The sequence below is a fragment of the Haladaptatus pallidirubidus genome (assembly GCF_020700235.1).
GTDB lineage: Archaea > Halobacteriota > Halobacteria > Halobacteriales > Haladaptataceae > Haladaptatus > Haladaptatus pallidirubidus.
The window spans coordinates 473,183-497,326 of the sequence record NZ_CP085305.1 but is presented as its reverse complement, the minus strand read 5'-3'; the positions used below and the strand labels follow the sequence as shown (position 1 = coordinate 497,326).

The following is a 24,144-nucleotide window of genomic DNA, read 5'->3' as shown; positions in this document are numbered from 1 at the left end:
CAAACTTAATCACATCGGATTAGAAAAATGCAGTATGCCAAACATCAACTTCAAGGTAGACGACGACCAGTACGAACGACTAAAAGAGACGAAGAAGCGCCACGGACTAACGTGGAAGGGGATGATGCTCTACGCGCAGAAAGAGTTGGATTCCGGCAGTGCCGATTGAGCGGTGGACAGCGTAGTCAAGTGACACGATTCCCCACCCGACCTAATGGCCGGGGTTCCCTCGCTGATTAAAGAAAGTGTGAGTGAGCTAGCTCGCCGAGTTCGTCGAGGAGACGGTCGCGCATTACACTTCCATTTCGCGCCAGTATATAAATAAGCTACTTTTCTGTAAGTGCTGAGTCAGCGAGTACTTATGCATCTGTGTGAGTAAGTACTCAATATGGCTGAAACCGATCGTTCGTCCCCCGACGCGGATGATCTGGCAGGACTCCTGCCGGAACACAGTCTCCTCTCTCTCGAACAGTATCTAGCCATGCAGCGAGCTATCGGGAACGAAACCCGCTTCCGGATTCTCCATTTTCTCACCGAAACAGGAGCCCACAGTGCAAAAGAACTCGAACAGGGCCTTGACCTTCCCTCAAACACGCTCCACTATCATCTCGATGCACTCGTCGATGTAGGACTCGTCGAGAATCGAAAACAGAAGACACCCGACAGTGATGGGCTTTACTCGTACTACCAGGCCATCTCACTCGGTGAGGGGATACTTGAACACGGCGTTCGAGAACTGATGCGCGAAGAATGGGATCTCCTCGACGCGTATGGTAAGTAACAGAAAAGTATGTTTCCGTCTCCGAGCCGAAAATTGAAACGATTTCTTACCAACTAATAGTGGACATCCGCCGGAATGATCCACACCTGCTCGTCAGCACTGAGTACATGCTCAAGGTGTTCACGATTGCGAATCGCGTCACCGAATTCAGTGTACAGGTAGAGCGACGGACCACGATACGCACCGAGATTGTAGCAGGCATGTCGGGCGAGATCTTTGTCGTGCATGAGCTCGTCATCACTGAACTCGTTGACCGCAGTTCTTACCCGTTCGAGATTGCGTTCGAACTCTTGCCTGGTTGCCTCCCAGCCACGTTCTAAGAGTTTTTCGCCGTCGTCTGAGTCGACTGGTGCGACAACCGGAAGGTCGCCCCACCGAGCCTTGCCTGCGACGGATGACCGCTCGTCATCGAACGTCACGTAGTAGTCAAAGATGGCAGCATTGTCGGGGCCAGCTCCGACAAGCCGGTCAAACGCTGCTTTTCCGCATGCAAGCGCAGTGTCTTCAGTCGATGCTTCTACGAGTGCGTAAATTACCTGGTGCATATCGGTCACCTCGCCGACGCATTGATTCGACACAACTCTATCACCCAACACGTCATCTGTGCGCCGGCACCCATCGACGGCGCCAATAAAATCCTTCTGCGAGAGGAGTAGACGCATACGCAATTTGCCCTACTCTTCGAAGTTCGCACCGATCGCACAGGACCCGCAGGGAAAGCCACTAAACCAATCGCAGGTTTTCATGCCCAGAATGCTTTGATTCGGTCGTCTAAGTCTTCCAGAATACGTGAAAGCACATCCCGCCAATCGCTTGCATAGTCTGCATCGGTACCCGGTGTTGTTGCATCCGGTGGTGGGTGGAAATGTGAGCGGGTATTGTGGCTGTTCAGATGACGATCCCACTGGCACTCCCACTGGTCACCGTCCGTGTATTGTTCGGAGTAATGAACGTTGAAATCGTTTGTCTCGTACCATCGAATCTGGAGATACGCACGATTGATGGCTGCCGGAAAGTATCCCGTATCATACTCTGCCACGACCGAGCTCGGCGCATACTCTGGCTGGAATACGATCTCTGAGAATCGATGGCTTTGTCTAAGACGTTGTCCGATTTGTTCAAGAACCTCGGTATCGATCCCACCGACGTTCTCTGCGACGGTATCGTCATCACCTGCCCGGTCTTTAGGCATCGACTGTTGCCCCACCGCTTGACGGATGGCCGTTCTGGCGCGCCGCATCTAACAACTCTGCACGCTGCTCAAGCGTCTTCCACTCACTCACCGCTTCCCACAGCTCTTCGACCGATGACTCTCCACTAACATCCACGAGCGAGACATCGTCCGGACTGTTAGTGTCGAATCGTGTTCGATATTCTTCGAGTTGCGCCATCGTCTCTTTGAGTTCCTCCACGATTTCGCTCTCCGAATACTGTTGTCGAATCCGTTCGATTCTGCGCCACCGCAGATACGACTTGTTCCGCTCATATCTCACAGGCCGTCCCGGAATCTCGCGTGTCATCCCCATCGAGGTGAACCATTCCAGGTAGTCTCGTGCGGTTTCAGTATCGCAGTCGGCTTGTGCTGCGATATCGGCTACTTTTGTCGGGGTGCGAAGTTGCAAGATGACTCCGAGGAGTCGTTCTCGCGTTGGGCCACCTTTTAGAACCTCTTCGGGTGCATCCCAATTGGTGAAATCGGGCGGTTCCTCGTTCGGTTCTCGAACATCGTCGGGGGTGTCGGTCAAATCCATCACTATCCACCGTGTGTTTTCTAAGCTAAGGTGATCCTCGGCCATATATCTATCGCACACTGAATTATTTCTGCTTCGCTTTCTTCACAGAACGTTACGTAGGAATTGAACGCGGTACGAGCGTATGGGACCGCTCCAATTCGACGATCGAATACCCCTTGCCAACGCATGCGACTACATGTTGTGGCACCGTGTGATGCGAGGGCACCCATCGCCGGCGCCAATAAAATCACTCTGCGAGAAAGCAGATTCACACGTGATACGTCCTACTCCTCTGGGAGATCGCGACGCCCGGATCGTACACAAGGCCAACACGGAAAGCCACCCAGTTCATCACAGTCACAGTCAGCTGGCTGGTCACTGGCGCTGTCTTCTACATGGGTTTCAGGGTTGTTCTCAATTTGTGTCCCACCGTCCGCGACGAGGGAGTGGTCTGTCGCCGCTTGCAGGAGTGGTGTTCGAATCGCAACGCCAACCCGATGTTTGCACGCACCGTCGTAGCGGGCATCCGCAGGGCACTCACAGGCGATGGGAATCCCATTGCGAACAGTGACGAGATATTCATGATCAGCTGGTTTTGCGTGACTGGTATTACGAACGAGGACACCCCTCGTTGTGAGTGAAAATTCGAGGGCTTCATACTGGGCGCGCTTTGCAACTCGCTTCGTGAACGTTAGTTGGGATAGGACGTTGTTACTGGACATACTCGCTCCACGAGGCACGCGGTGTGCCCCGCACCCCTCGGGGGCACAAAACAACGTCTCTGAGAGTCATTTCTCTCTTCTCATCGGTGGAAACTCATCGAGTGACACAACGCTTATTATACCTTGTTGCATAAAATCGAACAATGATTGATGAGAAGCAACGAGGTATAAGGGCATGTATACAGATTCATCCAGGCGATGATTCCAGGATTTTCCGACTCGGCGCCGCTGACGACATTCTCCGCGTATTGATTGATGCTCATGATACGGAGTTCACGCTGAAAGAACTTGGTCGAGAAACCGACTATTCCCGATCAACCGTTTGGCGAGCACTTGAGTTGCTCACCAAATTGGGTATCATCCAAATCCGAGAGACCACACAGCGAAAGTACGTCTCTATCGATACAGAGCACATACAGAAGTCAGAGCCCATCCTCACCATCGAACAACCAGAATATCATCAACCGGTTCGGACGTATGTTCAGCGGATCCAAGATGCTCTCGGTGACACTGATGAGGTCCAGGACATCATTGGTGTCCTTGTGTTTGGAAGCGTTGCACGGGGAGAAGCAGATCGGAAGAGCGACATCGATCTTTTCGTCCTCGTCGAAGGGGATCGAACTGTTGCTCGACGAATCGTCACAGAGGTTGCTGCTGAGCTGGGAGATGAACAATTCGACGGTGATCGCTATGAGTTTGAATCGTATGTCGAATCAGTTGAGAGCGCACGGCGTGCTGGCACGAAACTCCGGGAGATCTTCCGTGAGGGAATTACCGTCCACGGCGGAAATGAGTTCCAGCAAGTCAAAAAGGCGGTACTTGCAGATGAGCGGTAACCAAATCGAGTCGCTCGTCGACGAAGTACAAGCAGCCTTCGATCGCAGACCATCCGATATTGAAGACGGACTCGATACGGAGAGTGCAGATATCCTCCAACTTCGAAAGTCTTGTCGGCTTCTTGCTGGCGCAGACATACTGCTGGACAGAGGATTTCACACTATCGTCATTGAAGCATCGTTCGTCGCGATTGAGCGCGTTATCGAGTTCAAATTTCTCGAAAGTGGTATCGAACCCAGGGATCTCCCTGGTACGCATCCGGGTGTGTATCGGGAAGCAGCGACCCGAGGGATTCTATCAGAGTCTGTCGCTGAGGATCTCAAAGACTTGTGGCGCAACCACCGCGCAAAAACGTACTACCAGGATGGATTGGCCGCCAAAGAACGTGCCGAGAAAATGTATGAGCTCGCATCTGAGGTACATCTCTTCATTGTCAATCTCTCCTCGAAAAAGCACGAGTGTCTCTGCGACTCTTGAAACTCTCTCCTGGGTACACACCCTCTGAAACGGGTGTTTCGATCATATATTCTATGAACGCGAGGTTCAGAGTTTGTTCCAATCCTTTGTCAATCAAACCGGTAAATCGCGATCCCATCGTGATTGCATTCTGGACACTCGCTCGTTTCGACCTCAACCGTGGTTCCACACTGCCGACACTCGGCGATGACGGTGCTGTATGATCGGCCAGTAAGTTGCATCAGAAGGTCTTTCATGCAAGTTCTGGCCTGTGATTGATTCGTTGGTCGTCGATGACGAGGCTACAGTCCTCGCAAACTGTTTCAATCACGTTGGTAGTGACCAGGCCGCCACATCTGGGACACTGATTGGTTAGTTCGCTCGGTACGTCTTCGTCGAAGCCCGTTGCGTAGCTGTCGCTGAGTATCATCGAAATCATTCCTCATCGAGACGCTCTCAGTGGGACGCCCCGCACCCCTCAGGGGGCGAAAAAATTCCCTGTGGTACTGTTGTTCGAGGGTGTCGGAAGAATGTAGATGAAGCGGGTTCCACCGTTCTGGAAATCAACTTACTGCGGCTAGAGAGAATAGTATTTGAATGATATATCCTCCCGCACCAACTAAGAATGAAAGTAATGCAAAAAACAACGGATACTTAAGTTCATTATTATTTTCATGATAGTGTTCCAAAATATCTAGTTTCCTATGTAATACCATATTTAAATACTCGCCCTCGGAAATAGAATCATCTATAACTTTCTCTTCAAATTCATTTTCATGGATGTTTTCTTCATGGCTTCTATTGAAAAAATATATGAACAAAGAAATTAGGATTGATGTGACAATTAGAAATGATCCAAACAGAAAATACGGTTGATCGAAAGAGAATAACAAGTTGGGTGAATTTGTTAAAAGTATGAAAAGTGCTGGGAAAAGGCCGTTTAAACCAAGTAATTGGAGCGCCCGGTCATTTATCTTTTCGTATCTACTGTATTCCCTGTTAATTTCTTCTGTAATGTCAGCATTCGCTTGTTCTAGGGCTTTGATATGTGACCGTTCTCGATCATCTTCTGTGTTCATACTACCATCACTCTTCCCATAGTGATGTAAAAACTATCAAAACTTACTATCACTTATTCATATCGTTAATAATTTCCCCGAATTTAATCTCCAGCGACTTATCAAACACTTGGGGCCATGAGAATCAGACTAACCCAGTTCCAAGAGAAGAGCGTCCTCCATAATTTTCAGCATGCAGAATAGCTCGTCGCGATCCTCAATGGTCGTGCTCGGTGAGGACTTTTGAAAGACGAACCAGTCACCGCTTCTCTCCCAATAGAAGGACTGATGATTGGAGAGACTCTTGCTTGGTATAACGACCGATGTTAAACGAAACTGACGTTATTGCTCCTTACTGGCTTGGTCTTGAGTGGAGTTCGTGGCACTCGTTGAATCCTGCATCGGGCGACCTTGCATCCCTACCGACCGACGAAGGGCTCTACAAAATTTCGAATCCTGACCACGGCGGTCTTGTGTACATTGGGGAAACAGGTCGCAGTCTTCGCGGTCGTGTTCGCGCTCTCGCTCGTGGGACGTTCGCTGATGAAATGCCGTACCGTGACCCCCACACGGCTGCACCATGTCTGTGGGCGATTCATGACCGCGATAGTTCTGCACTGGAAGTCTCGTGGACAGTCCCATCTCAGGCGAGTGATTTCCAGGCGCGAAAGGCGATCGAGGCGGCACTCATTGCCCTCCATCGACGTGAGCACGGTCACAGCCCGACTGCGAACTTCGCTCGAATCATTCCTGGCTATAAGCAATCCAGTTATCGAAAAGACGGCCTCGTCGGTGGTCGACTCGCCGATGATGAGACCGAATCGAACGCCGACCTCGGTATTGGCCCACTTGATTGGGAGCAGTGGATGAACCTGACTGCGGACGACTGGATGGGTCTTGAATGGAGTGAGCCAGCACCGCTTTCCGAGGCTGCTACCCAGATTCCAAATGTGAGTGGCGTGTATCGGCTCTGGGAACCCTCTTGCCCACAGCCGCTCGAATACATTGGTGAATCCAAGAAGCTTCGCAATCGGTTGTATCGCCATCGTCGAAATCGAGACGGAAGCTTTCTGTTTAGTTTTGCTGCACTCTCCAAGCTGGACGCGAAACACAAGCGTGAAGAAGTTGAAACGGACTTGCTTGGTGCTCATTGGCTCGCCTGTGAGGCGGCACCAACTGACCAGTTCTGAAGAGGATCGTTATTTAGCGACGGCAAGACGGATTTCTCGATGGCTATCTTTCACTCTTGATCGGTGCCGAGCTTTTTTGATACTCGATTGAATTCTACTTACTAATGTCTATGCAGTCGCCGACGTTTGAGGAACTAAAACCGCAGGACGTCCGGAATTACTGGAAACACGAGGAACGCGAATTCACACCGTGGCTCGCAGACGAGATTGCTGCTGACGGCGTCTCACACCTTGAAGACGTACTCGGACTAGACTTAGAAGTTGTTGCACGTGAGAAGAGTGTTGGGCGATACAATGTCGATATTTTCGCCGAGGTGGTTGACGATGGCCGGAACGTCGTGATCGAAAATCAGCTCACTGCTTCGGATCATGATCATCTTGGTAAATCGCTTGCCTACGCCGCTGGCGTCGATGCGGACATCATCGTATGGATCGCACCAAAGTTCAATGATGAACACCGTGATGCATTCCAGTGGCTGAACTCGAACAGTCGCAAAGGTGTCAACTTGTTCGCAGTTCGATTAGAAGTCTGGAGAATAGGTGAATCCCCACCAGCGGTTCGCTTTAATCCGGTTGAGGAACCAAGCGAGTGGAAAGAATTGGCAAAACGCTCGGAAGGAGAACTTTCTGATACAAAGCAGTTGCAGGAACAATTCTGGACGGCGTTCAGAGATCGAATCGAGAGTACCGAGACCCCGCTTCGTCCCCGGAAACCGAAACCTCAGCATTGGTATAACAATCCAATTGGACGAAGTGGGTTCACTCTTTCATTTTCTGTCAATACTGAAAAGAACACACTCTACTGTGGATTGGTCATTCGAGATGATGCGCAAGCATATCAAGAACTCGTCGTAGAACGGGATGCTATCGAATCGGAATTCGATGAAACACTCGTCTGGAAGGAACCCGAAGAGACACGCGCTGGTAACGAACGGAGTAAGATCCTCACATCACGGTCGGCAGATCTAACAGAGCAAGCACGGTGGGACGAGTATCTAACGTGGCTTCTTCATCAAGGTGAACAGTTCCACGAGACGTTCTATGACCGAATTCAGAGTCTGTAATCCCCGAACTCAGCCTCGAATCTCACCGTCTCAATAGTTGGAATCCGCTCCTGACCACAAACGCGGTGGCCGGTACCAGCTCTCCCCCTCCCGCTGGTTTGTAGCCGATAGACGCCGATACAACTGCCGTACTTACGAGTAGCCGTCCGGCGTCTGTCCCGAACTGTGTCAATTCGGGACGTCCACGACCGCGGTTGTGTGGGGGTTCGTGTTAGAGTTGTGTCCCTCTCGGGCGTGAGTTCGTCCCAGCCACGTTACTCTCCGGCAACCTCGTCTGTGGTCGGACTGTTATCCGTGTCGTTGTTCGTGACCTCACCGGGAAGCTCCACATCGGCTTTCAGGACGAGACGAGTCTCCTGATAGCGCAAGCCGTCTTTGGATCGCTGCCGTTTGGTCTTTCCAAGCCGATTCTTCGAGAGTTCGTGCATCGCGTCCATTGTCCGCCGTGCGAGTTCCTGGCTGTACTTCTTGCTCACGCCACACTCTTTCAGTCGAATCCACTCAGCAAGATCGGAGGCATCGAGATATGCATGAATCTCGCCACTGCCGGTCGACCAGAGCGAATACCGACTAGCATCGTCGCGTTCGCGCCACACCTTGGCTGCGAGCTCGTCGGGTTTGCGATTCGTCACCGACGCAAGCATTTCATCGTCATAGCGAGCCAGTCGCTGGATGGGCAAGAGATCGGCTGTCGAGTGCGCAACTGCACCGCCACGACCGAGGACGTCGTCCTCACCGGGAAGCCGGAAGTAGGTCTTCCCGTCGTCTTTGGTGATACGCTCAAGTTTGTTTCCCGCAACACAGATCCGGTCTTCCTCGACATTCTCGGCAAGTAAGTGGGCGCCTTTCTCGAACTCACGGGCTTGCAGCTCATCGGTGCGTTCGTCGCAGGCCTGTGTTTTGCGAGTAATTGCTATCCGATGGGCCTCTGCCTCGTCTGCTTTGTTCGCTAGATTCGCTACTCGCTCCTCAAGCTCCGTGATCCGGGCGTCTTTCCGTTCGAGGTCAACACGGAGATCCGCGATATGTTCGTCTTTCTCGGTCACTGCTGCTTCGAGGTCGTTGATCCGGTCGGTCAGCATCTGGACGTGGTCAGCGAAGTCGCTGACCGATAGATCGTCACCATCGAGAGTACTGGCTGCTCCGGAAACAGTGGTGTTACTCATTGGCACGCACCTCCGTTCTGGCTGCCGTGTCGTCTGCTGGTGCCGAAAGCCGAGGAAAGTAGGCGATGGTGGTGAGCGATCCGATACAGAGGGCAGTCGTGTCACTAGAGGTGTGTGTGTACTCGATGACAGTCATTGGAGCATCGGACTGGAGAGCCGTACACTGGTAGGTCGCGTGCTGTGCAGCCGTTGGTGGTGTCGTCAAGACCAGCTGTGGTGTGTGGCTGGTCGATGGATGCGTCTCGCTCACTGTGAGCATCGTTCGGGGTTGTTTGGTCGTCGTAATGCGAACGCGATCACCTGCCGAGAGCTGGTGGGTAAGTAGGTTGGTGTTGCGTGGGTTCAACGGCCGAGGGACGATCGCACGCTGGGTGGTCGTCATTCCTGCTCACCCGCCGTTGGGGTGGTGATATCCTCGACACGCACACCAGTACGGAGCCATGCTGATTGAGTCTTTTCTGTGTTGGTTGTTTTTGCTGACTCGTCGCTGAATCTGTTGAGCTCTTTCCTTGGTCAAGGTGCGCAAGCCCCATTATCTGGGCTGGAATGCATGCTAGCCAACTTAGAATCATTAGCCACGAATTGTCAGGCATCGGTGCAACTCGAAACGGTTGTAAAATAGCTGCAAATTCGGGAGAAACGTGGTTCCAAAGAGGAAGAAACCAAACTCCAGTAAGTGGAATTAGCCCGATGATCGATCCTAAAAACCACCCTGGATACATGCTCTCTTTTTCTATCCGAGCTAAATACCTTAGAATTTCATAGAATACAGCTGTGATGAGGGGAGGCAAGAACCACATGGCCAATAAGCTTAGAATTGCCGAAATGAGTCCACCAAGAAATATCGAAAGTTCCCTACCGGTTAGGAATATTCCTATCGGGACAAATAGATAGCACAGTGACGCTACGATCGTTGTGACTGCAACTATAATCAAATTCTTGGAGCCGTAGCCCGAATTCTCTTGAATTCTTGTGGACGTGATGTTTTCTTGATCGTCCATAGTCCGTATTATAATCCTCTTCGATTACCCAAATATATTCTGTTAACAGATGTCATCTTGATCGAGAGTTGCTGGTCGATGAGTCGGTCCATTCCCCTAATGTCTGCTGTTTTGAGCCAGCCCCATCCTGGGATTCATTAATGATTGGGTTTTCACGATAGTGTTCCAAACCTGCTTCTGCCCAATCAAGAGGGGACCGGTCGAGATTTCGCAATGTGAAATTCGTTCCCGAGCGAGCGTCTTTAGCTGCACGTTTACCGCCTTTCTTCGTGTATCGTGCTCCTCTTTTTCCGGCTCTACTTGCGTCTTCGATGATTGTTCCTTCAGCTTTTGACCCAAAGCTATCTTTTATTCCACTACTAGCTGAAGTGGCTCTATTTACGCTATTGCTGACTCTCTCACCTACTTTTCCACCAGTAGTCCGCTGATCAACGGAATTCATTCCTCTCCGGACTTTACTTCCACCAAAGCGTGCCTGCTTCATGATACTCGCACGGCTCGACTCTCGTGACCCACCTGCTGATGCCGACGACCGACTTCGAGAAGTCCGTTTCCGCCGACTACGTACTCGACCAGGAATAAAGCCCGACGACATGGCTGTTTTCAGTCCATAGATCGCAGGCGCCACCAAGCCGATCAACCAGAAGAGGAACGACTCGAGAACTTCATTAAACGACCCTGGATCTGATCCTGCGGTGGCCGCTGCCTGCGTGGCAGCACCGGATCCAGTGATACCCATCGCAGTTGCACCGACGTACATGAGTGCAGCCATGAAGATACCCGCAAACAAGAGCGAGAGCGTGGCGTTGATGAACATCTTCGCAGCTTTCGCTGAATCCTCGAATGGCCCGAAGTCGAGATAGAGCATCACCGCAAGGATGGGAAGCGTCACAAACATCGCCACGAAGAGGAACTCCCGGATCACCAGCATCGCAAACAGGAGGAGAATTCCGGCAATCGAAGTTACACTCAGAATCACCATGCCGACTGCAACAACACCTGCTGAGGCAGCTGCGCCTTCCATCCCGGTTTTGAGCATCTCGGTTCCGAATGCGCCATAGCTCTCGGGGTAGATGTAGGCGATGACGGCATTCACGAGCAACAGGCCGAAATGCATGAGCTGACGTCCCACGGCAACAAAGATAATCGCCTTGAGTGCCTTCCAAACCAGGATTACACTATCCACGTCCGCTTTCTTTGAAAATGGCTGTGAGGCAAACCCAGCCATCACCACGACCACAAGCAATTGGGGAAAGATACCCAGAAGATGGTCAAACGCTTGGAGGTACTGCGGATCGGTATAGGGGCTATCGAACACTAGGAAGGTGTACACGCCGCCCGACATCAACAGTCCAACAAAGCCCATGAGTTTCGTCATGAGCCAGGTGAACAGATCCGCGATCCACCCGGTGAATCCAGCTGCAAGAACGAATGGCGTCATCTCTGCGGGGAGATGGCTGGCGTCGACTACGAGCTTGGGAACACTGTGAACGATGGTTGTGCCGTGTGATTGGAGGGTGGGGATCATTGGGTGTCAAAAAGATGGTGTTTGCTTGTATATCAGTATCATCGCGTAAAAATATTTTCTTAGCTTTTATGAATTATCGTCGACGGAGATAGTGAAATGGGAGATAGAATAGCACAAACGCGATGACAGCCACGAATCCTTTACTCAGTGCCACCAGTGCGCTATAGATGTTGAACGGTGTTGGCGCAAATCGAACCTGGTTGTGCGATGGGGCGTAATAGATTCCCTGCGAATCGTTGGCGACGCCGCGAAACGTGGCCTCGACAGCACTCTCATCACGCGTGACGACAGCGATCCCGTCACTGTTGGTGGTGACACGTCCCTGGACAGCCCCGTGAAGATAGACCGATTGGTTTGCGATCGGGCTCCCTGTCTGTGCGTCGGTGAGTTCAATCCGGACGTGTCTCTTATCCTGCTTTGTTAATGTGAGCGAAACCGGGTGTTCGGAGACAGTCCTTGTTTTCAGTGAAATCTCATCACCATGAATGTCGTAGAGCGTGGTGAGTGGCTGATCGACGTTCGTAATAACCACACGAGTGGACGCCCGTGGTGGAACCGATGAGAGGTTGACGGTCGGACTGAGCGGTGCAGCCTTTGGAGCAAGCGGAACAGTACGAACGCGACTAACAGTTGCCGTCGACGCTGTCTGGGAGGCTGTGCGAGCGATTGCTGGCTTGCTTCGAATGGCGATCAATTGTTTTTCGAGCACGTCTGGCGGTGGGACTGTTCTCTGTGAGGTTGTGCTGAGTGGCGAGGAGTGATTGACCGACCTGTTGAGCGGAACTAACGGTTGTGATGCATTGAATGAGAGCGTCATGTTCGGGTGCTGAGTGCCGATCGTTGCATTCCGGTACCGATGCTGGGAGTAGACGCCCCATACGTTTTGGAGGCGCATCTGCCCTGATTTGAACGACGCATAACTCCAGTGTCGACGATTGGTGAATGTCGTGGGGCCGTCGAGGCGGAGAATAATCCGTTTGAGGTCGCCGTTGTCAGTGACAAGTGTTTGTGTTGCGTTGAGTTGCTGGTTCGGTGTGATCACGACGGGTGCTGCATCGCGGACGGTATGCGAAAGGAGAGTGGTATTTGAAGTCACATTCGTTTGCTGCCACCCCGAGTTCGTCCGGATTGAGACGGTCTTGTGAATGGCCAGCTGCGTTGTGATCGTCCCTTCCACGACCATTGTCGTGCGTTCAGTCGCCTGTGCATCCGTGTATGTGAGTGGCCGCGATGCTCTGGCTTCCTGTGAGGTTTCTCCAGTAGTCCATGTTTGCGAGCCAATTTTGAGTGACCGATTGATGGACTGGTTCGTGATGGAGTAATTGATGCAGGTCTTGGTACCATTCGTGACCGTACAGGTCTGATTTGGAATCGCCGTCGAGTAATCGAGCGAGGCGAGAACAGTCCCATTCCGGGGAAGCAAGAAGAGGTTTTGTGACGATGTGTTCGCCCGACGGAGACGGGTTTGGGTCCCGTTCTGTGTTCCAAGAATCGTCACATGCGTATTCTTGACGACAGTGCCGTTCGAGCGATTCGAATCAGGAAACCACGCGCTCGTCGAGCGATTGTGCGGAAGGTTCTGAAGGTTGGTGCCCCGGTACTCAGCAAGTGTCTGATTGTGAGGTCCGACTTCGTGGGACGGCTGGGACGTTGAATATGTAAAATCCCGAGCTCGACTGGCATTTGCTGCCGAAATATTCGGAGAGTGGAGAATCGTACGGAGGTCTGGCTGAATGAACGGCGGCAGTGCACCGATATTGGGATCTGGATCATCAGAGACGAAGACGTCAGTGGCAGTAGCGAATCGGTTGGTGCTGACGCCAGTTGCAAACGAACTGAGTAGAAGAAGCAGGACGACGAGTCCAAGAATGAGCGGCCGAAGACGTGTGTCCGAGAGTGGTGGCATTCGTGGGGGAAGCGTATCTAGGGTGATGGTCGGCCGATGATATACAGGAGGTGAAACTGACGCACCGTCGTTAGAAGAACGGTGGGACGATCATCCCCGGAGCGAGGTTTTCGAAGAGCGTGACGAACACATTATAGCTGACCGAGAGAACGATCATGCCAGCGCCGCCCCAGAGGGCGCGCCAGCCCCACTGTGTGCGACTCGCGTTCCGTCCGGAGACGAACCACAGCGCTGCGCCAACGAGGAACACGATAACCCCAAGCTGGCCGAGTGTGGTGGCAACGAACTGTTCAATTTCGCTGAGCGAGTTATTGATCTCGCTTTGTTGAGCAGCGGCGATGCCAGTACTGATGCTGAGCGTGAACAGGACGGTAACCAAATACGTAACTCGATGTCGGAATGGGAGGCGCATACACAATTTCGTTCTTTTTCCCATAGTAAAAATCTTAGCCTTTATGAATAATATTCTGAATTTTAGACGGCGTTGTGGAGCAATACTGACTTGTTTCGAAGGAATTCGCGGCCAATCACGGCGGCCGATGCTCTTCTTCTCCCTGCAAAGATGGTACGAACCTCGAATTCTTCCGCTTGATTCGCACTAATTATTTACTATATATTATAACAGGATTTAAGTGCTGGAGATTAGTCACTCCGGTATGGCTACCTCAGAATCTGATCAAGACGACTCTACTGACACACACGAGGACGAATCCTCTGTTGATTTTGCTTCCTATAATCTCCCGACCGATCTCACCGCCTTTCAGGCACACCTCTTGTGTCTCATCTACCGCTTAGGACCAGCCGAGGGTGTCGATCTGCAGGAGGCGTTGGAAGACATCTATCCTGAGCCGATCAATCACGGCCGATTGTATCCTGGTCTCGATCGACTCGTGGAGAAAGGGCTGATCTCGAAGCAGACAAAAGCAAGTGATAAGCGACGGAATGCGTATGCAACCGTTGGACGGGGTGACTGGGCGGTCGAAGAGTATCACCGATTCATACACGATATTGTAATGCCAGAGTAGCCATCAAAACATCTCTAACTGCTCGTCGTCGTTCTCTCGCTCGGCCTCATCACCGCTACGATGGGACGTGATCCGAGTTTGATTCTCTTATGGGAACGCTCCTGCGAACGGAGAGAGTGCGAAAACAACAGTCCCCATCGCGAGTACGCCAAGTAACAAGAAGCCAGTGTTTGCGAGTGTGCTTGCAGCACGAAGGCGTGAAAGTGAGATCCGCCGCCGAGAAAACGGGAGGAACGGCTGAATACCACTAACCGTAATGATATCGCCGGCAAGATGGACACAGATACCGAGAACACCGATGACAAATCCAAGTTCGGCAAGTGTTTCGGGAGTGAGTGCAGCAAGTTGCTCAGTCGCGATTGTGACTGCCGTAATATTGGTCGCTGGAAGGACGGTCGTCTGCAGCCAGTGTGCAAGAGGAACAGTAAGATACCGTCCAAGAAGCCAGCCACACCCGGCACATACGAGTCCGATAATGCCACTGGTCAATAACGAGTGGCTCACGCCACGGTGTGAGAGACCAGGTATCCAATGGTCATTATCAGGAAGCGGTTCGATGATGAGGACGCCAAGCGCAAGCAACCCAGCAAGTGCAAGCTGACCATTTTGGACGAGTGCATAGGAGATCGGCGCGAGGATGAGAAGTGTGATGCCGAGATGGCCGTGTCGGTACATGCTTAGTCGCCTTTAGGTCTAAATCTGGTTCGTTCTTCTACCCGCATAAGCGCTTTGTATCCGTTTAATCAACTCTGTTTGAACACGGCACCATCGAATACCAAAATCGAGCATCGATTGTCAGTAGATTATACTAACTAACGTCTGTCGCTGTTTTATACGATGCCTGTGTGAATGCATGTGTGTCCGTCTGAAAAAAGCGGACAGAAATAATGATAGATACACCATCTCATATTATTTCCGTTGCACTTATTATCGTCGTTCCGCTCGAGGAAGGCTGATTATGGTAGCGGAGGAAAACTTGTTTTCAGCTTATCTGCTCTTCTTGATATAATATTTTCAAATATAAATATTGGTGTCAGATATGAACAATTGGTGTAATCCCTCATCAGCTTGGTGTGCTAAAATTGGGGGGGGGGAGGGGAGACGAGCGAAGATGGAAATACTATAGATTTATTAGTAAAAGAAAAATTAGTCAATATCTTTATATAATTTTAATATGATATTATCCTGTATATGGGAGATAATAAAAGAACAATAATCCGCCCGATAGTAGTACGCCTGAAAGGATTGCAATCCGGGTATAGTTAAGTGTAGTTCGGATTTGTTGAGGGGTGGCGGTACCAACGTTATTTACCATTTCTTTTCGCCGCTCCCGTTCAATCTGCGTTGGCCCATTTATATAACTCCCAGCAATAACTGCGACGAGACTCACCAGGAATCCAAGTATCTCGGGAGGAAGATAGGTTGGTAGTGAAAGTGACCCGTATTCAGCTAATACTTTGGCAGATATAATAGTAACAAATCCGAGTATAATCCCCCACAACGCCCCTGTTTTCGAAGTCCGACTCCAGTGCACACTAGCAAAGGCGATTGGGCCCCAAGCGGCAGCGAATATAGACGCTGCAAAGTATCCGATCCAGAGTACGGCGGGTGGCTGGAAGTATGTTACGGCAAATACGACCACTGCGAAAGCGAGCATAAAGAATCTACTGAGCCGTAGATACTCTTCATCGGTCTCATAGCGTTCCAAAATAGAAATTCCTGAAATTTCGAATAAGTCGTGAGAGAGACTGAATCCAACTAATGAGAGAAACGTTGAACATGACGACATCCCAGCAGCGACGATTCCACTTAGCACAATAACTCCGAGCCAAGTCGGAAGAATGTTTTGCGCTGCCCAAACAAATACCGTTTCGGCAGGACTGATATCAGGATTTATAAGAGATATCGCCGACACACTCAGGTGGAGTATTGCATAAATAGCCCCGATAATGACCATTGTTGCAACGCCTGATCGGAGGATTGTCTGTTCATTTTTCGCCATGATATAGCGACTTGTTTGCCAGGGACTTACAGCAACCACGATCATCCAGATAAGGCCAAAACTAACAGCGTAAGCGAGTGCATCCCACTTACTGCTATAATATGCATCTGCACCCGTCACGTTCCCGTGCCAGCTTAGGATACCGGGGCGAAGTGAGTAGCTCGAAAGCTGATGAACTGCTTCCGGCCATCCTCCAGCAGCGTTGAGGATAAATGGAGCCGCTAGGATCGCCGCAAAAGTAAATAGAAGGAACATCATCGTGTCTGTAATTATTACACCCTGGGATCCTGAGTAAAATGTGAAGGCAACGTAGACAACCATAATAAGTAACAGACTAGTGAGATAGCTAAATCCAGTAATATCGGCTATTAACAGCGAGATTCCTTGGGACACCGCGACCAGATACACTCCAAGTCCGAGAATTAATGTAAGTGCAGCAGCGATTCGCACGTTGTTCGAATCAAACCGACGGCCAAAGTATTCAGGGATAGTAAGTGGTTTGAGTTGGTAAATATAGCGCCCGAAAAAATATGCACCGATCACGTATCCCGATATGTTAATTGCTACTAATATTAATAGCAATACTGGATAGCCATTATAGCTATATCCGACCTCGCCAAGAAATGAAACTGTGCTAAGGAAGGATGCAACAAGTGTACCAACGATTAAGAGAGTCGGTGCATTTCGCCCAGCAACGTAGTAATCTTCAACATCATTTACGAGTCTTCCTGCATAATTTCCTACAATTGTGTACAGGAGAAGCGATACAAGAATGCCTATGCTAAACCAATTGAGCCAGCCATTGAGTGGCATGGTACCATGTGATTTAGTAGCAGGTAATAAAGGTATTGGTACCTCAATAATAGAGTGTTTTAAATAAGTAGACATATATTAAAGAAGACATATAATTATAGCGTGGTTTGAGAGTTGAAGTCTCCATCTGGATGGTCAACAATCTAGTTACCGGGTAGTATCGACCTCCGTGCGAAACAGGAGTTGCCGCTCAGAGTACTGTGGATGAGGGCAGTCTGATACGGTCTGGAACATTTTCTAGTGATAGAATTAGGCCGACATGCTGGTGAGAGCTCCACCAATTTTCCAGAGTTACAAAAGAATATACGTTTGTGCGACTTCGAATGTCTCCATGTAAATCGAACTTTTATATGCTAGTCGGAGATGTATACTAGTATGACCGGAAACCCAAATCGTGTTACAACGACCGAGCGATCCTTAGAAATTGTCGAGGTTATTCAAGAAGCCCGAGGCGCAACATTATCCCAGATTACGGATCGAACTGACTTTGCCAAAAGTACCATTCACAAACACCTCCGCACGCTTGCACAATACGGTTATTTGGAAAAGAAGGGAGAGCGATATGATTTGGGACTCAAATTTTATAATAAAGGGAATTATATAGCCGATACGCGATCGTACTTCGAGATTGCTAAGAGAGTGGTAGAGGAACTATCAGAGGAGTTAGAAGAGGACATCGAGTTCGTAGTTGAGAATGATGGAAAAGGGATAGTGGTAGCTGCGGCGTATCACAAACGGAGTAAGTACAGCGCAGATCAGCATTTGGGAACGTATTACCCTCTTCATGCGACTGCTGCTGGTAAGATGATCCTTGCTGGGTTCTCAACCGAACAGATTAAACAGATAATTTCGAAATGGAGGATGGATAAACACACAGATAATACAATCACTTCAGAAACCAAACTGCTCGATGAAATAGAGGAAATTCGAGAGCGCGGTTATGCACGGTCAGATGAAGAGTTTGCTGAAGGACTGCGGGCAGTTGCAAAACGAGTCGACGCCCCTGACGGGTCTATTCTGGGGGCAATTTCGGTTCTTGCACCAATCTACCGAATGCCCGAGGAGGATTTCAAACAATACATCCCACAAATGATCGCCAAGAAGGCGGTTGAATTTGAAAATGAATTGGATGAAAGGACATTTTATCGGTAGCTTGCTTGGTTTATTTTCGATAAATAGCACCGCATAGAGGTCAGGAATTTTAAAATAGATCATTTCATAGGCTGGATCGACTCCGTGGCAAGTAAGCTTTATAATAGTCCATATTTTTCGAACATGGGCGTTATTTTGGAGCTTCTAGACTGTAAACAAATACTTGTAGGGCTATCTTGTCACGTTTGTCGATTTGAATTCGAAATACATGAACTCTTTTTTAATTGTTTGCTTTTAATCCTGCTGTTATCTCCCGATCATCATAATCAAAAGCTATTTACCAAACAATCCCAAAATTACGTGTGTGATAATGCATGTCATTACCAAGCTGGGGCAACTTGTGCAATAAACAGGCACTAGTATCGTTCACATCCCTTTTGAACAGCGAAGGTTGTAGGCGACGACTTATCGGAGAATCGGGAAAAAATTCAGTTTTTCTCGTTAACGGAATAAAAAACAAGAGGGCACAGAAATGAACGGAGAACTACTTTTTGTCATCTATTATGGTGGGATGATTTGCCTGATGAGCTTGCTCATGAATTGGTTAGTGAAAAGGGAATATCAGCCCAAAGTAGCAGGTGATCAACAATCAACAGCATCTAAACAGTAGAACACATGGAACACACCCCGCTCTTTGAACCAACGCATTTGGGATCGATTCAACTAACAAACCGAATCATGAGTTCGGGACACCAGACGACGCTCGTCAATGAATATCTTCCAACGGACGATTTCTTCGCATACCACCTCGCGCGAGCGCGTGGCGGGGCGGGACTAGTGGTCTTGGAAGCCCACGCCGTCCACGAGAGCGGTTTACTGACCGACCATACAATCGACGCTAGCACTGACGACATCGTGGAGACGTACGAACCGTTTGCCGAGGCGATGCATGAGGCCGATACTCGCGTTATGGCACAACTCTTCCACGGCGGACGGGAACGCTACGCCGGGGAGTACGCACCGCCCGCGCTCTCGGCCTCTGACGAACCCACCGACCGCCTAACCGTGATTCCGCGGCCGATGGAGACAGCAGAAGTGTACGAGATGATAGACGCCTTTGTCGACTCAGCGGTACGGATGGAGCAAGCGGGTCTTGACGGCGTCGAAATCGTCGGCTCGCACACCTACCTGCCGGCACAATTCTGGAGTCCGAATGTCAACGACCGAAACGACGAGTTTGGCGGCACACTCGAGAATCGCTGCCGGTTCACCGTAGAGATCGCCGATCGAATTCGCGAGCGCACAAGCGACGACTTCGTGGTTGGAATCCGGCTGAGCGCTGAAGAACGCTCCGAACAGGGGCTCTCATTCGACGAAACGCTCCCAATCATCGAACATATCGACGACGCGACGATGCTCGACTATTGGAGTGTCGTGGTCGGCAGTTCAAGCACACAGGAAGGCTGTAGTTATATCGTCCCACCGGCCACCGAATCAGAAATAGTCACGCAGTCACCCGCCGCCGTCATCGACCAGACAGTAGACGGTGCGACGATCGTCACTTCACGCATTAACACACCCGAGAAGGCGACGCAAATGCTTGACGAGACGGGCGCCGACGTAGTCGGGATGACTCGCGCCCTCATCGCCGACCCTGAGCTTCCAGCAAAGACGAAAGCTGGAGAATGGGACGACGTGATTCCCTGCGTCGCCTGCAATCAAGGCTGTATCGGTCGATACCAGGAGGGCCTGCCGATTCGCTGCACCATCAACCCAATCACCGGTCGCGAAGCAGAATACGGTGATCTCGATTCAGCGACAACACCTAAGTCCGTCCTCGTCGTCGGCGGTGGTCCGGCTGGACTTATCGCGGCAACGACGGCAGGCGAACGAGGTCACGACGTAACCCTCCTCGAAGCCACCGGCGACCTCGGTGGTCAGATAACTGCCTACGCCGACCTTGATCACCGCGGACGCTACGGAGACTGGCTAGCCACCCTCAAATCCCGTCTTGACGATCACGACGTGACTGTTGAACTCAATACCCGATTTGATCCAGACAACGTCGCTGCCTATGACTTCGACGAACTCATTCTCGCGACGGGTGCGACGGGGCGCAGACCCGACGTCTCTGTTGCTGAGTCGGTGGCAGCATATACTGCGGTTGAGGCACTCCGCGCCGACAATCCTTTCGGCGACGACGTTCTCGTCGCTGACTGGGATGGTAACGAGGCCGCCCTCGATGTCGCCTCTAAAGCCGCCGATGCCGGCGCAGATGTTGAAATCGTCACAGCGGCGTACACCCCTGGCGAGTCGGTCCAACAGTACATCCAGAACGCCCTTCTCGGCGACCTCTACTCCGAGAACGTAACATTGACACCACACTACCGTGTCGACGCCGTCGAGGCTGATGAAGTCGTCCTCCAGAACGTCTTCAACGACGAGCGCGAGCGTCGCGATAGCGTCGACACCGTCGTCTTCGCTCACGGCGGCGAAGCCAACTACGAGCAGTACCGCAACCTCTCGGTCGTCGACGTGTCGGTCCACCGCGTTGGCGACTGCTGGGCCCCTCGATCACTCGACGAGGCGATCTGGGAAGCCTACGAGACGGCAACAGACCTCTGAGCATTAACAACTGACTATACTCACGATACGACGAAACATCACTTATGATATTCGAAGCACATCACACTGGTACGAATTGGGAAGGAGACGCCGCGTTCTGGTAGGTCGTTACAGTTCCGTCAGACCACTCGCTCGTGGTTACGGCTGGGCAGGTTGCCTACGATGACAACGACGAATTGTCGGCGTTGGAGATATTGAGTCGCAGACACGAAAGGTATTCGAAAACCTCGATAGAACACTCACGTCGGCAGGTGCGTCGATGGACGCCGTGCTCAAACTCCGTTACTCCATCACTGAGCGCGAGTATTACGAGTCGATCAAAGAGGTCCGCGATGAGTATCTCTCCGACCCGTACCCGACAGGTATGCTTGCTATAGTGAACGGTCTAGCCAAACCCGAACTCCTAGTTGAGGTTGAGGCCTTTGCGGCGGTTTCCGAATAAGGTACCACTTGATTCTGTCACCGGCTTTCCTTCAGTTACAACAGTCTGCGTTAGAAACTAGGATTCTCGAATATTTCATCCGAACTTTACTCAGTGATAGTTTTGACGACCGATTCTTTGAACACCGATAATAAATCCACTGCTCGATACAGGGTGATTTGCTGCCGTTTACCCTGTGAGTCACCACTCTCTAGAAGCAAACCGGTAGTGGGATTTCTCTCTTTATTTCGACGTTGAAGTTAGCTGAGCTGGTGACTGTTTTTCAATGAGTTCGAAGCCTCGTGCTTCCATCTCTTCGAAGTACCGCTCGGCATCGAGTCCACTGGTCTCAGTCACAAAGATTCCGTCCTTATCAACGGCACCGTCTGCCATGAACTGTAACGTTACCGAAAGTGGAACACCGACGTAACAGCCATACTCTCGCATCATCGAAATGTTGTTACCGCCGAAGAAGGGGAACGGTTGGGTGAAGTGGAAGACGGCGGTTCCGTCTTCTCCTGCGTTTGTTCCGGTGACTTCCGATGAGAGAATCGTCTGTGGTGTCCACTCCGTCTCATCCGATAGTTCCTCGGGTGGGCGCCATTTTGCGTCTCGCTTGTCACCGGCACGCTTGACCTGCGCCTGGGCGACTTCAAGTGGGTCGACAGTTCCACCATCGACGTCGAGTGAGTCCGCGTCGAATGCGTCCATTGCGTGGAGTGTCCGCTCGTATTCGGTCCACTTGTCGTGCCATACACCACGTGTGATGATACGGTTGACGTTCTTTTCCTGTGCGATAGGTGCCTTGGGGAACGTAATTGGTTCTGGGTGTGAAATGACGTAGGTATCCTGCTCACCAATCGGTTCCGGGAATTCGAAAGTCCGCCTTTGTGAGAACGGAGGCAGATCGTTGATGACTTTGCCGTCTTCCCAGCGAGCGCGTTCGTCAACGTTCGGGTCGTGTTCGTAGGTGACTGTGTCAGTAAGTCCGGCCGTCGTCTGAGTGAGCAACCGCCACATCCCCCAATAGAAGTTCACGTCTTCAACTTCGTCGAACTCTTCACATCCGACCATTCCAAGGGCGATGGTACTAACGAGGCCACCGTTAGCGAACCACAATGAGCATCCTGCCTCTGCAAACTCATCTGACCGACTGAGCACTTCGTCGAACTCGAACGCGTTCAGGTCCACGCCGACGAGGCCACCGACGTTGAGGATGGCGTCGAGAACGTTCTCTTCGAACTGGTAGGGGAGTCCGTTAACCACGTAGTCTGCTCCGTCAAGGACACGAGCGATGTCGTCGGTACTGGTCGCATCAACCGGTTCAAACGTTACACGATCGTCGTCTATTAAGTCGATAAGCTTCTTCGAATTCTCTTTGTCGGCATCGGCGACGATGATTTCGTCGAATTCACTCGTTTGATACAAATCGTATACGCAGGCTGAGGTCATCGCTCCTGAGCCTCCGAGGACTACAGTTTTACCACTCATTATCCAAATGAATCAACATGGTCGACAGGAATAAAACTATGGGTAGTTACAGTACTCGCAGCTCAACGGGCGAGTAGGCGGTCAAATACGGAGATACATATGGTTTTGTCTCCAGCTGTGTCGACCTCTGGTACTCTCTCCCAAAGGGTTTATATTAGATCATTGAGTCGTGTCGTTCTATACACTATGTCGAAAACAGTCCTCTTTGCGTTTGGAGCGATGCTGCTGTATGCGGGATGGGCATTCCTCGCCAAGATTGCGACACGCTTTCTTCCCGCTGAACAGGCCGTCATCTACACATACGTCGCCGGGCTCACCGCAGCCGCCGCCTACCTCCTGTGGCGGGGTGGTCCAGTCGTTGTATCTACCCGGGGTATCGGGTTCGCACTCATCGGTGGACTCTTTCTCGGACTCGGAACCATCACATATTACGTCGCACTCACTCAGGGATCAGCAGCCGTCGCAACGAGCATCAGTGGTATGTACCTCCTTGGAACGACACTCCTCGGCGTTGTCTTCCTAAACGAATCGCTCGGACAAATCAAAATTGCAGGCATCGCACTCGCCGTTGGTGCCGTCGTTCTCCTTTCACAGTAAGCCACTAGAAGTTAATTCTCTTTACGCGAGTCAAGGCACTACAGTTTTCCAAGGAGTATTCGGTCAGTTGTCTCTTCCCAAGGTGATTTGTCGTTGGAGTACGACGAAAGAAGCGTGACAATCGTAGCGACACTCGATGATTCGAACCGTGCGTCGACGGTTCTTTCACACGCGTCCACGCTTGCATCCGACCTTGACGAACCTCTCTACGTTCTCCACGTCCTTCGCCGGTCAACCCTTGCATCTGTTCTCGAGAAAGAGGTCAAGGGTCAGGCGGTTACCGAGAACTACGAGATCCAACGTATCGGGGATGAACTTGTAGAGAAAGCCGCTGTAAACACAGAGATCACCCACGACCCAGATGCAATCAAGACGGTCGTCCGAGTCGGCGACCCCGCAGAAGAGATCAGGTCGTACGGCGAAGAAGTCGGCGCTCGGTGTATCGTCGTCGGTGGCCGTCGCCGGTCACCGACCGGGAAAGTGCTGTTCGGGAGCGTCGTACAACAAGTAATGCTCACCGCGTCAGTGCCCGTCCTTAACGTTCCGACCGAAAACGACTGATGCGAATCGTTGAACAAATTGAGTCCTATATTATCTTAGATTAAGCCGATATCCGGGATCCTGTGGCCTCGTCCG

General features: G+C 51.1%; 25 protein-coding genes and 1 pseudogene. 12 read left to right on the top strand and 14 right to left on the bottom strand.

Features of this window, described 5'->3' with window-relative positions; all coding sequences use genetic code 11:
- The first annotated feature begins 34 nt into the window (after positions 1-34).
- On the top strand, positions 35-169 hold the full coding sequence (locus LIX15_RS33060) for a hypothetical protein (protein WP_265338461.1): 135 nt from the start codon (positions 35-37) through the stop codon (positions 167-169).
- Between the two features lie 219 nt (positions 170-388).
- Positions 389-781 carry an ArsR/SmtB family transcription factor gene (locus LIX15_RS29145; protein WP_227778292.1) on the top strand — a complete coding sequence of 131 codons (393 nt, stop codon included), beginning with the start codon at positions 389-391 and terminating at the stop codon, positions 779-781.
- Positions 782-834: 53 nt separating this feature from the next.
- On the opposite strand, the gene LIX15_RS29140 is transcribed toward LIX15_RS29145, so the two are convergent.
- From LIX15_RS29140 to LIX15_RS29125, 4 genes are all read right to left on the bottom strand, one after another.
- Positions 835-1,326, bottom strand: a complete 492-nt coding sequence (locus LIX15_RS29140; protein ID WP_227778291.1) for a DUF7995 family protein — start codon at positions 1,324-1,326, stop codon at positions 835-837.
- A 197-nt stretch (positions 1,327-1,523) separates the two neighbouring features.
- Positions 1,524-1,973, bottom strand: coding sequence for a toxin-antitoxin system TumE family protein (locus LIX15_RS29135; RefSeq protein WP_227778290.1), 450 nt, complete (start codon positions 1,971-1,973; stop codon positions 1,524-1,526).
- Positions 1,966-2,532: a DUF7342 family protein gene (locus tag LIX15_RS29130; protein ID WP_227778542.1), complete on the bottom strand. Its 567-nt coding sequence runs from the start codon at positions 2,530-2,532 to the stop codon at positions 1,966-1,968. The genes LIX15_RS29135 and LIX15_RS29130 overlap by 8 nt, the downstream gene beginning before the upstream one ends.
- 266 nt (positions 2,533-2,798) lie before the next feature.
- A complete protein-coding gene (locus LIX15_RS29125) occupies positions 2,799-3,236 on the bottom strand; it encodes an SWIM zinc finger family protein (RefSeq protein ID WP_227778289.1) in 438 nt (145 codons plus the stop codon).
- 143 nt (positions 3,237-3,379) lie between these two features.
- On the opposite strand from LIX15_RS29125, the gene LIX15_RS29120 reads away from it, so the two are divergent.
- A complete protein-coding gene (locus LIX15_RS29120) occupies positions 3,380-4,072 on the top strand; it encodes a nucleotidyltransferase domain-containing protein (RefSeq protein WP_227778288.1) in 693 nt (230 codons plus the stop codon).
- A complete protein-coding gene (locus LIX15_RS29115) occupies positions 4,062-4,550 on the top strand; it encodes a DUF8154 family protein (protein WP_227778287.1) in 489 nt (162 codons plus the stop codon). The genes LIX15_RS29120 and LIX15_RS29115 overlap by 11 nt, the downstream gene beginning before the upstream one ends.
- Positions 4,551-4,791: 241 nt before the next feature.
- Here LIX15_RS29115 and LIX15_RS29110 read toward each other — a convergent pair.
- Both LIX15_RS29110 and LIX15_RS29105 read right to left on the bottom strand, forming a co-directional pair.
- Positions 4,792-4,959, bottom strand: a pseudogene (locus tag LIX15_RS29110) (transcription initiation factor IIB family protein); the annotation flags it as partial.
- A 133-nt stretch (positions 4,960-5,092) separates the two neighbouring features.
- Positions 5,093-5,608: a hypothetical protein gene (locus tag LIX15_RS29105; RefSeq protein ID WP_227778286.1), complete on the bottom strand. Its 516-nt coding sequence runs from the start codon at positions 5,606-5,608 to the stop codon at positions 5,093-5,095.
- Between the two features lie 302 nt (positions 5,609-5,910).
- Between LIX15_RS29105 and LIX15_RS29100 the strand changes: the two genes are divergently transcribed.
- Together LIX15_RS29100 and LIX15_RS29095 are read left to right on the top strand one after the other, a co-directional pair.
- The gene (locus LIX15_RS29100; RefSeq protein WP_227778285.1) at positions 5,911-6,777 is read left to right on the top strand and encodes a GIY-YIG nuclease family protein; all 867 of its coding nucleotides are present in this window, start codon (positions 5,911-5,913) and stop codon (positions 6,775-6,777) included.
- Positions 6,778-6,881: 104 nt separating this feature from the next.
- Positions 6,882-7,841 (top strand): DUF4268 domain-containing protein, encoded by a 960-nt coding sequence (locus LIX15_RS29095; RefSeq protein WP_227778284.1) that lies wholly within the window; start codon positions 6,882-6,884, stop codon positions 7,839-7,841.
- Between the two features lie 254 nt (positions 7,842-8,095).
- On the opposite strand, the gene LIX15_RS29090 is transcribed toward LIX15_RS29095, so the two are convergent.
- The 5 genes from LIX15_RS29090 to LIX15_RS29070 form a co-directional block, all read right to left on the bottom strand.
- Entirely contained in the window at positions 8,096-9,007 is a 912-nt protein-coding gene (locus tag LIX15_RS29090; RefSeq protein ID WP_227778283.1) for a DUF8008 family protein, read from the bottom strand.
- Complete coding sequence (locus tag LIX15_RS29085; RefSeq protein ID WP_227778282.1) at positions 9,000-9,389, bottom strand: hypothetical protein; 390 nt, start codon at positions 9,387-9,389, stop codon at positions 9,000-9,002. Before LIX15_RS29085 ends, LIX15_RS29090 begins: the two co-directional genes overlap by 8 nt.
- Before the next feature lie 671 nt (positions 9,390-10,060).
- Entirely contained in the window at positions 10,061-11,449 is a 1,389-nt protein-coding gene (locus LIX15_RS29080) for a TrbL/VirB6 family protein (RefSeq protein WP_227778281.1), read from the bottom strand.
- Positions 11,450-11,609: 160 nt separating this feature from the next.
- Positions 11,610-13,442, bottom strand: a complete 1,833-nt coding sequence (locus LIX15_RS29075; protein ID WP_227778280.1) for a DUF8186 domain-containing protein — start codon at positions 13,440-13,442, stop codon at positions 11,610-11,612.
- 70 nt (positions 13,443-13,512) lie between these two features.
- The gene (locus LIX15_RS29070) at positions 13,513-13,854 is read right to left on the bottom strand and encodes a hypothetical protein (RefSeq protein ID WP_227778279.1); all 342 of its coding nucleotides are present in this window, start codon (positions 13,852-13,854) and stop codon (positions 13,513-13,515) included.
- A 244-nt stretch (positions 13,855-14,098) separates the two neighbouring features.
- On the opposite strand from LIX15_RS29070, the gene LIX15_RS29065 reads away from it, so the two are divergent.
- Positions 14,099-14,467, top strand: coding sequence for a helix-turn-helix transcriptional regulator (locus tag LIX15_RS29065; RefSeq protein ID WP_227778278.1), 369 nt, complete (start codon positions 14,099-14,101; stop codon positions 14,465-14,467).
- Between the two features lie 87 nt (positions 14,468-14,554).
- Here LIX15_RS29065 and LIX15_RS29060 read toward each other — a convergent pair whose 3' ends face one another.
- Both LIX15_RS29060 and LIX15_RS29055 read right to left on the bottom strand, forming a co-directional pair.
- A complete protein-coding gene (locus tag LIX15_RS29060; RefSeq protein WP_227778277.1) occupies positions 14,555-15,142 on the bottom strand; it encodes a metal-dependent hydrolase in 588 nt (195 codons plus the stop codon).
- 505 nt (positions 15,143-15,647) lie between these two features.
- Positions 15,648-17,282 carry a sodium:solute symporter family protein gene (locus LIX15_RS29055; RefSeq protein WP_227778276.1) on the bottom strand — a complete coding sequence of 545 codons (1,635 nt, stop codon included), beginning with the start codon at positions 17,280-17,282 and terminating at the stop codon, positions 15,648-15,650.
- 375 nt (positions 17,283-17,657) lie between these two features.
- On the opposite strand from LIX15_RS29055, the gene LIX15_RS29050 reads away from it, so the two are divergent.
- The 3 genes from LIX15_RS29050 to LIX15_RS29040 all read left to right on the top strand — a co-directional run bounded on the left by LIX15_RS29050 (position 17,658) and on the right by LIX15_RS29040 (position 21,441).
- The gene (locus LIX15_RS29050; RefSeq protein WP_227778275.1) at positions 17,658-18,434 is read left to right on the top strand and encodes an IclR family transcriptional regulator; all 777 of its coding nucleotides are present in this window, start codon (positions 17,658-17,660) and stop codon (positions 18,432-18,434) included.
- A gap of 615 nt (positions 18,435-19,049) precedes the next feature.
- The gene (locus LIX15_RS29045) at positions 19,050-20,999 is read left to right on the top strand and encodes an oxidoreductase (RefSeq protein ID WP_227778274.1); all 1,950 of its coding nucleotides are present in this window, start codon (positions 19,050-19,052) and stop codon (positions 20,997-20,999) included.
- Positions 21,000-21,174: 175 nt separating this feature from the next.
- Complete coding sequence (locus LIX15_RS29040; RefSeq protein WP_227778541.1) at positions 21,175-21,441, top strand: RidA family protein; 267 nt, start codon at positions 21,175-21,177, stop codon at positions 21,439-21,441.
- A 222-nt stretch (positions 21,442-21,663) separates the two neighbouring features.
- Here LIX15_RS29040 and LIX15_RS29035 read toward each other — a convergent pair whose 3' ends face one another.
- Positions 21,664-22,911, bottom strand: a complete 1,248-nt coding sequence (locus LIX15_RS29035) for a saccharopine dehydrogenase family protein (protein WP_227778273.1) — start codon at positions 22,909-22,911, stop codon at positions 21,664-21,666.
- Positions 22,912-23,097: 186 nt separating this feature from the next.
- Here LIX15_RS29035 and LIX15_RS29030 point away from each other — a divergent pair, with 186 nt between their 5' ends.
- Positions 23,098-23,508, top strand: coding sequence for an EamA family transporter (locus tag LIX15_RS29030; RefSeq protein WP_227778272.1), 411 nt, complete (start codon positions 23,098-23,100; stop codon positions 23,506-23,508).
- Positions 23,509-23,622: 114 nt separating this feature from the next.
- Positions 23,623-24,069, top strand: a complete 447-nt coding sequence (locus tag LIX15_RS29025; protein ID WP_227778271.1) for a universal stress protein — start codon at positions 23,623-23,625, stop codon at positions 24,067-24,069.
- The last annotated feature ends 75 nt before the right edge of the window (positions 24,070-24,144 follow it).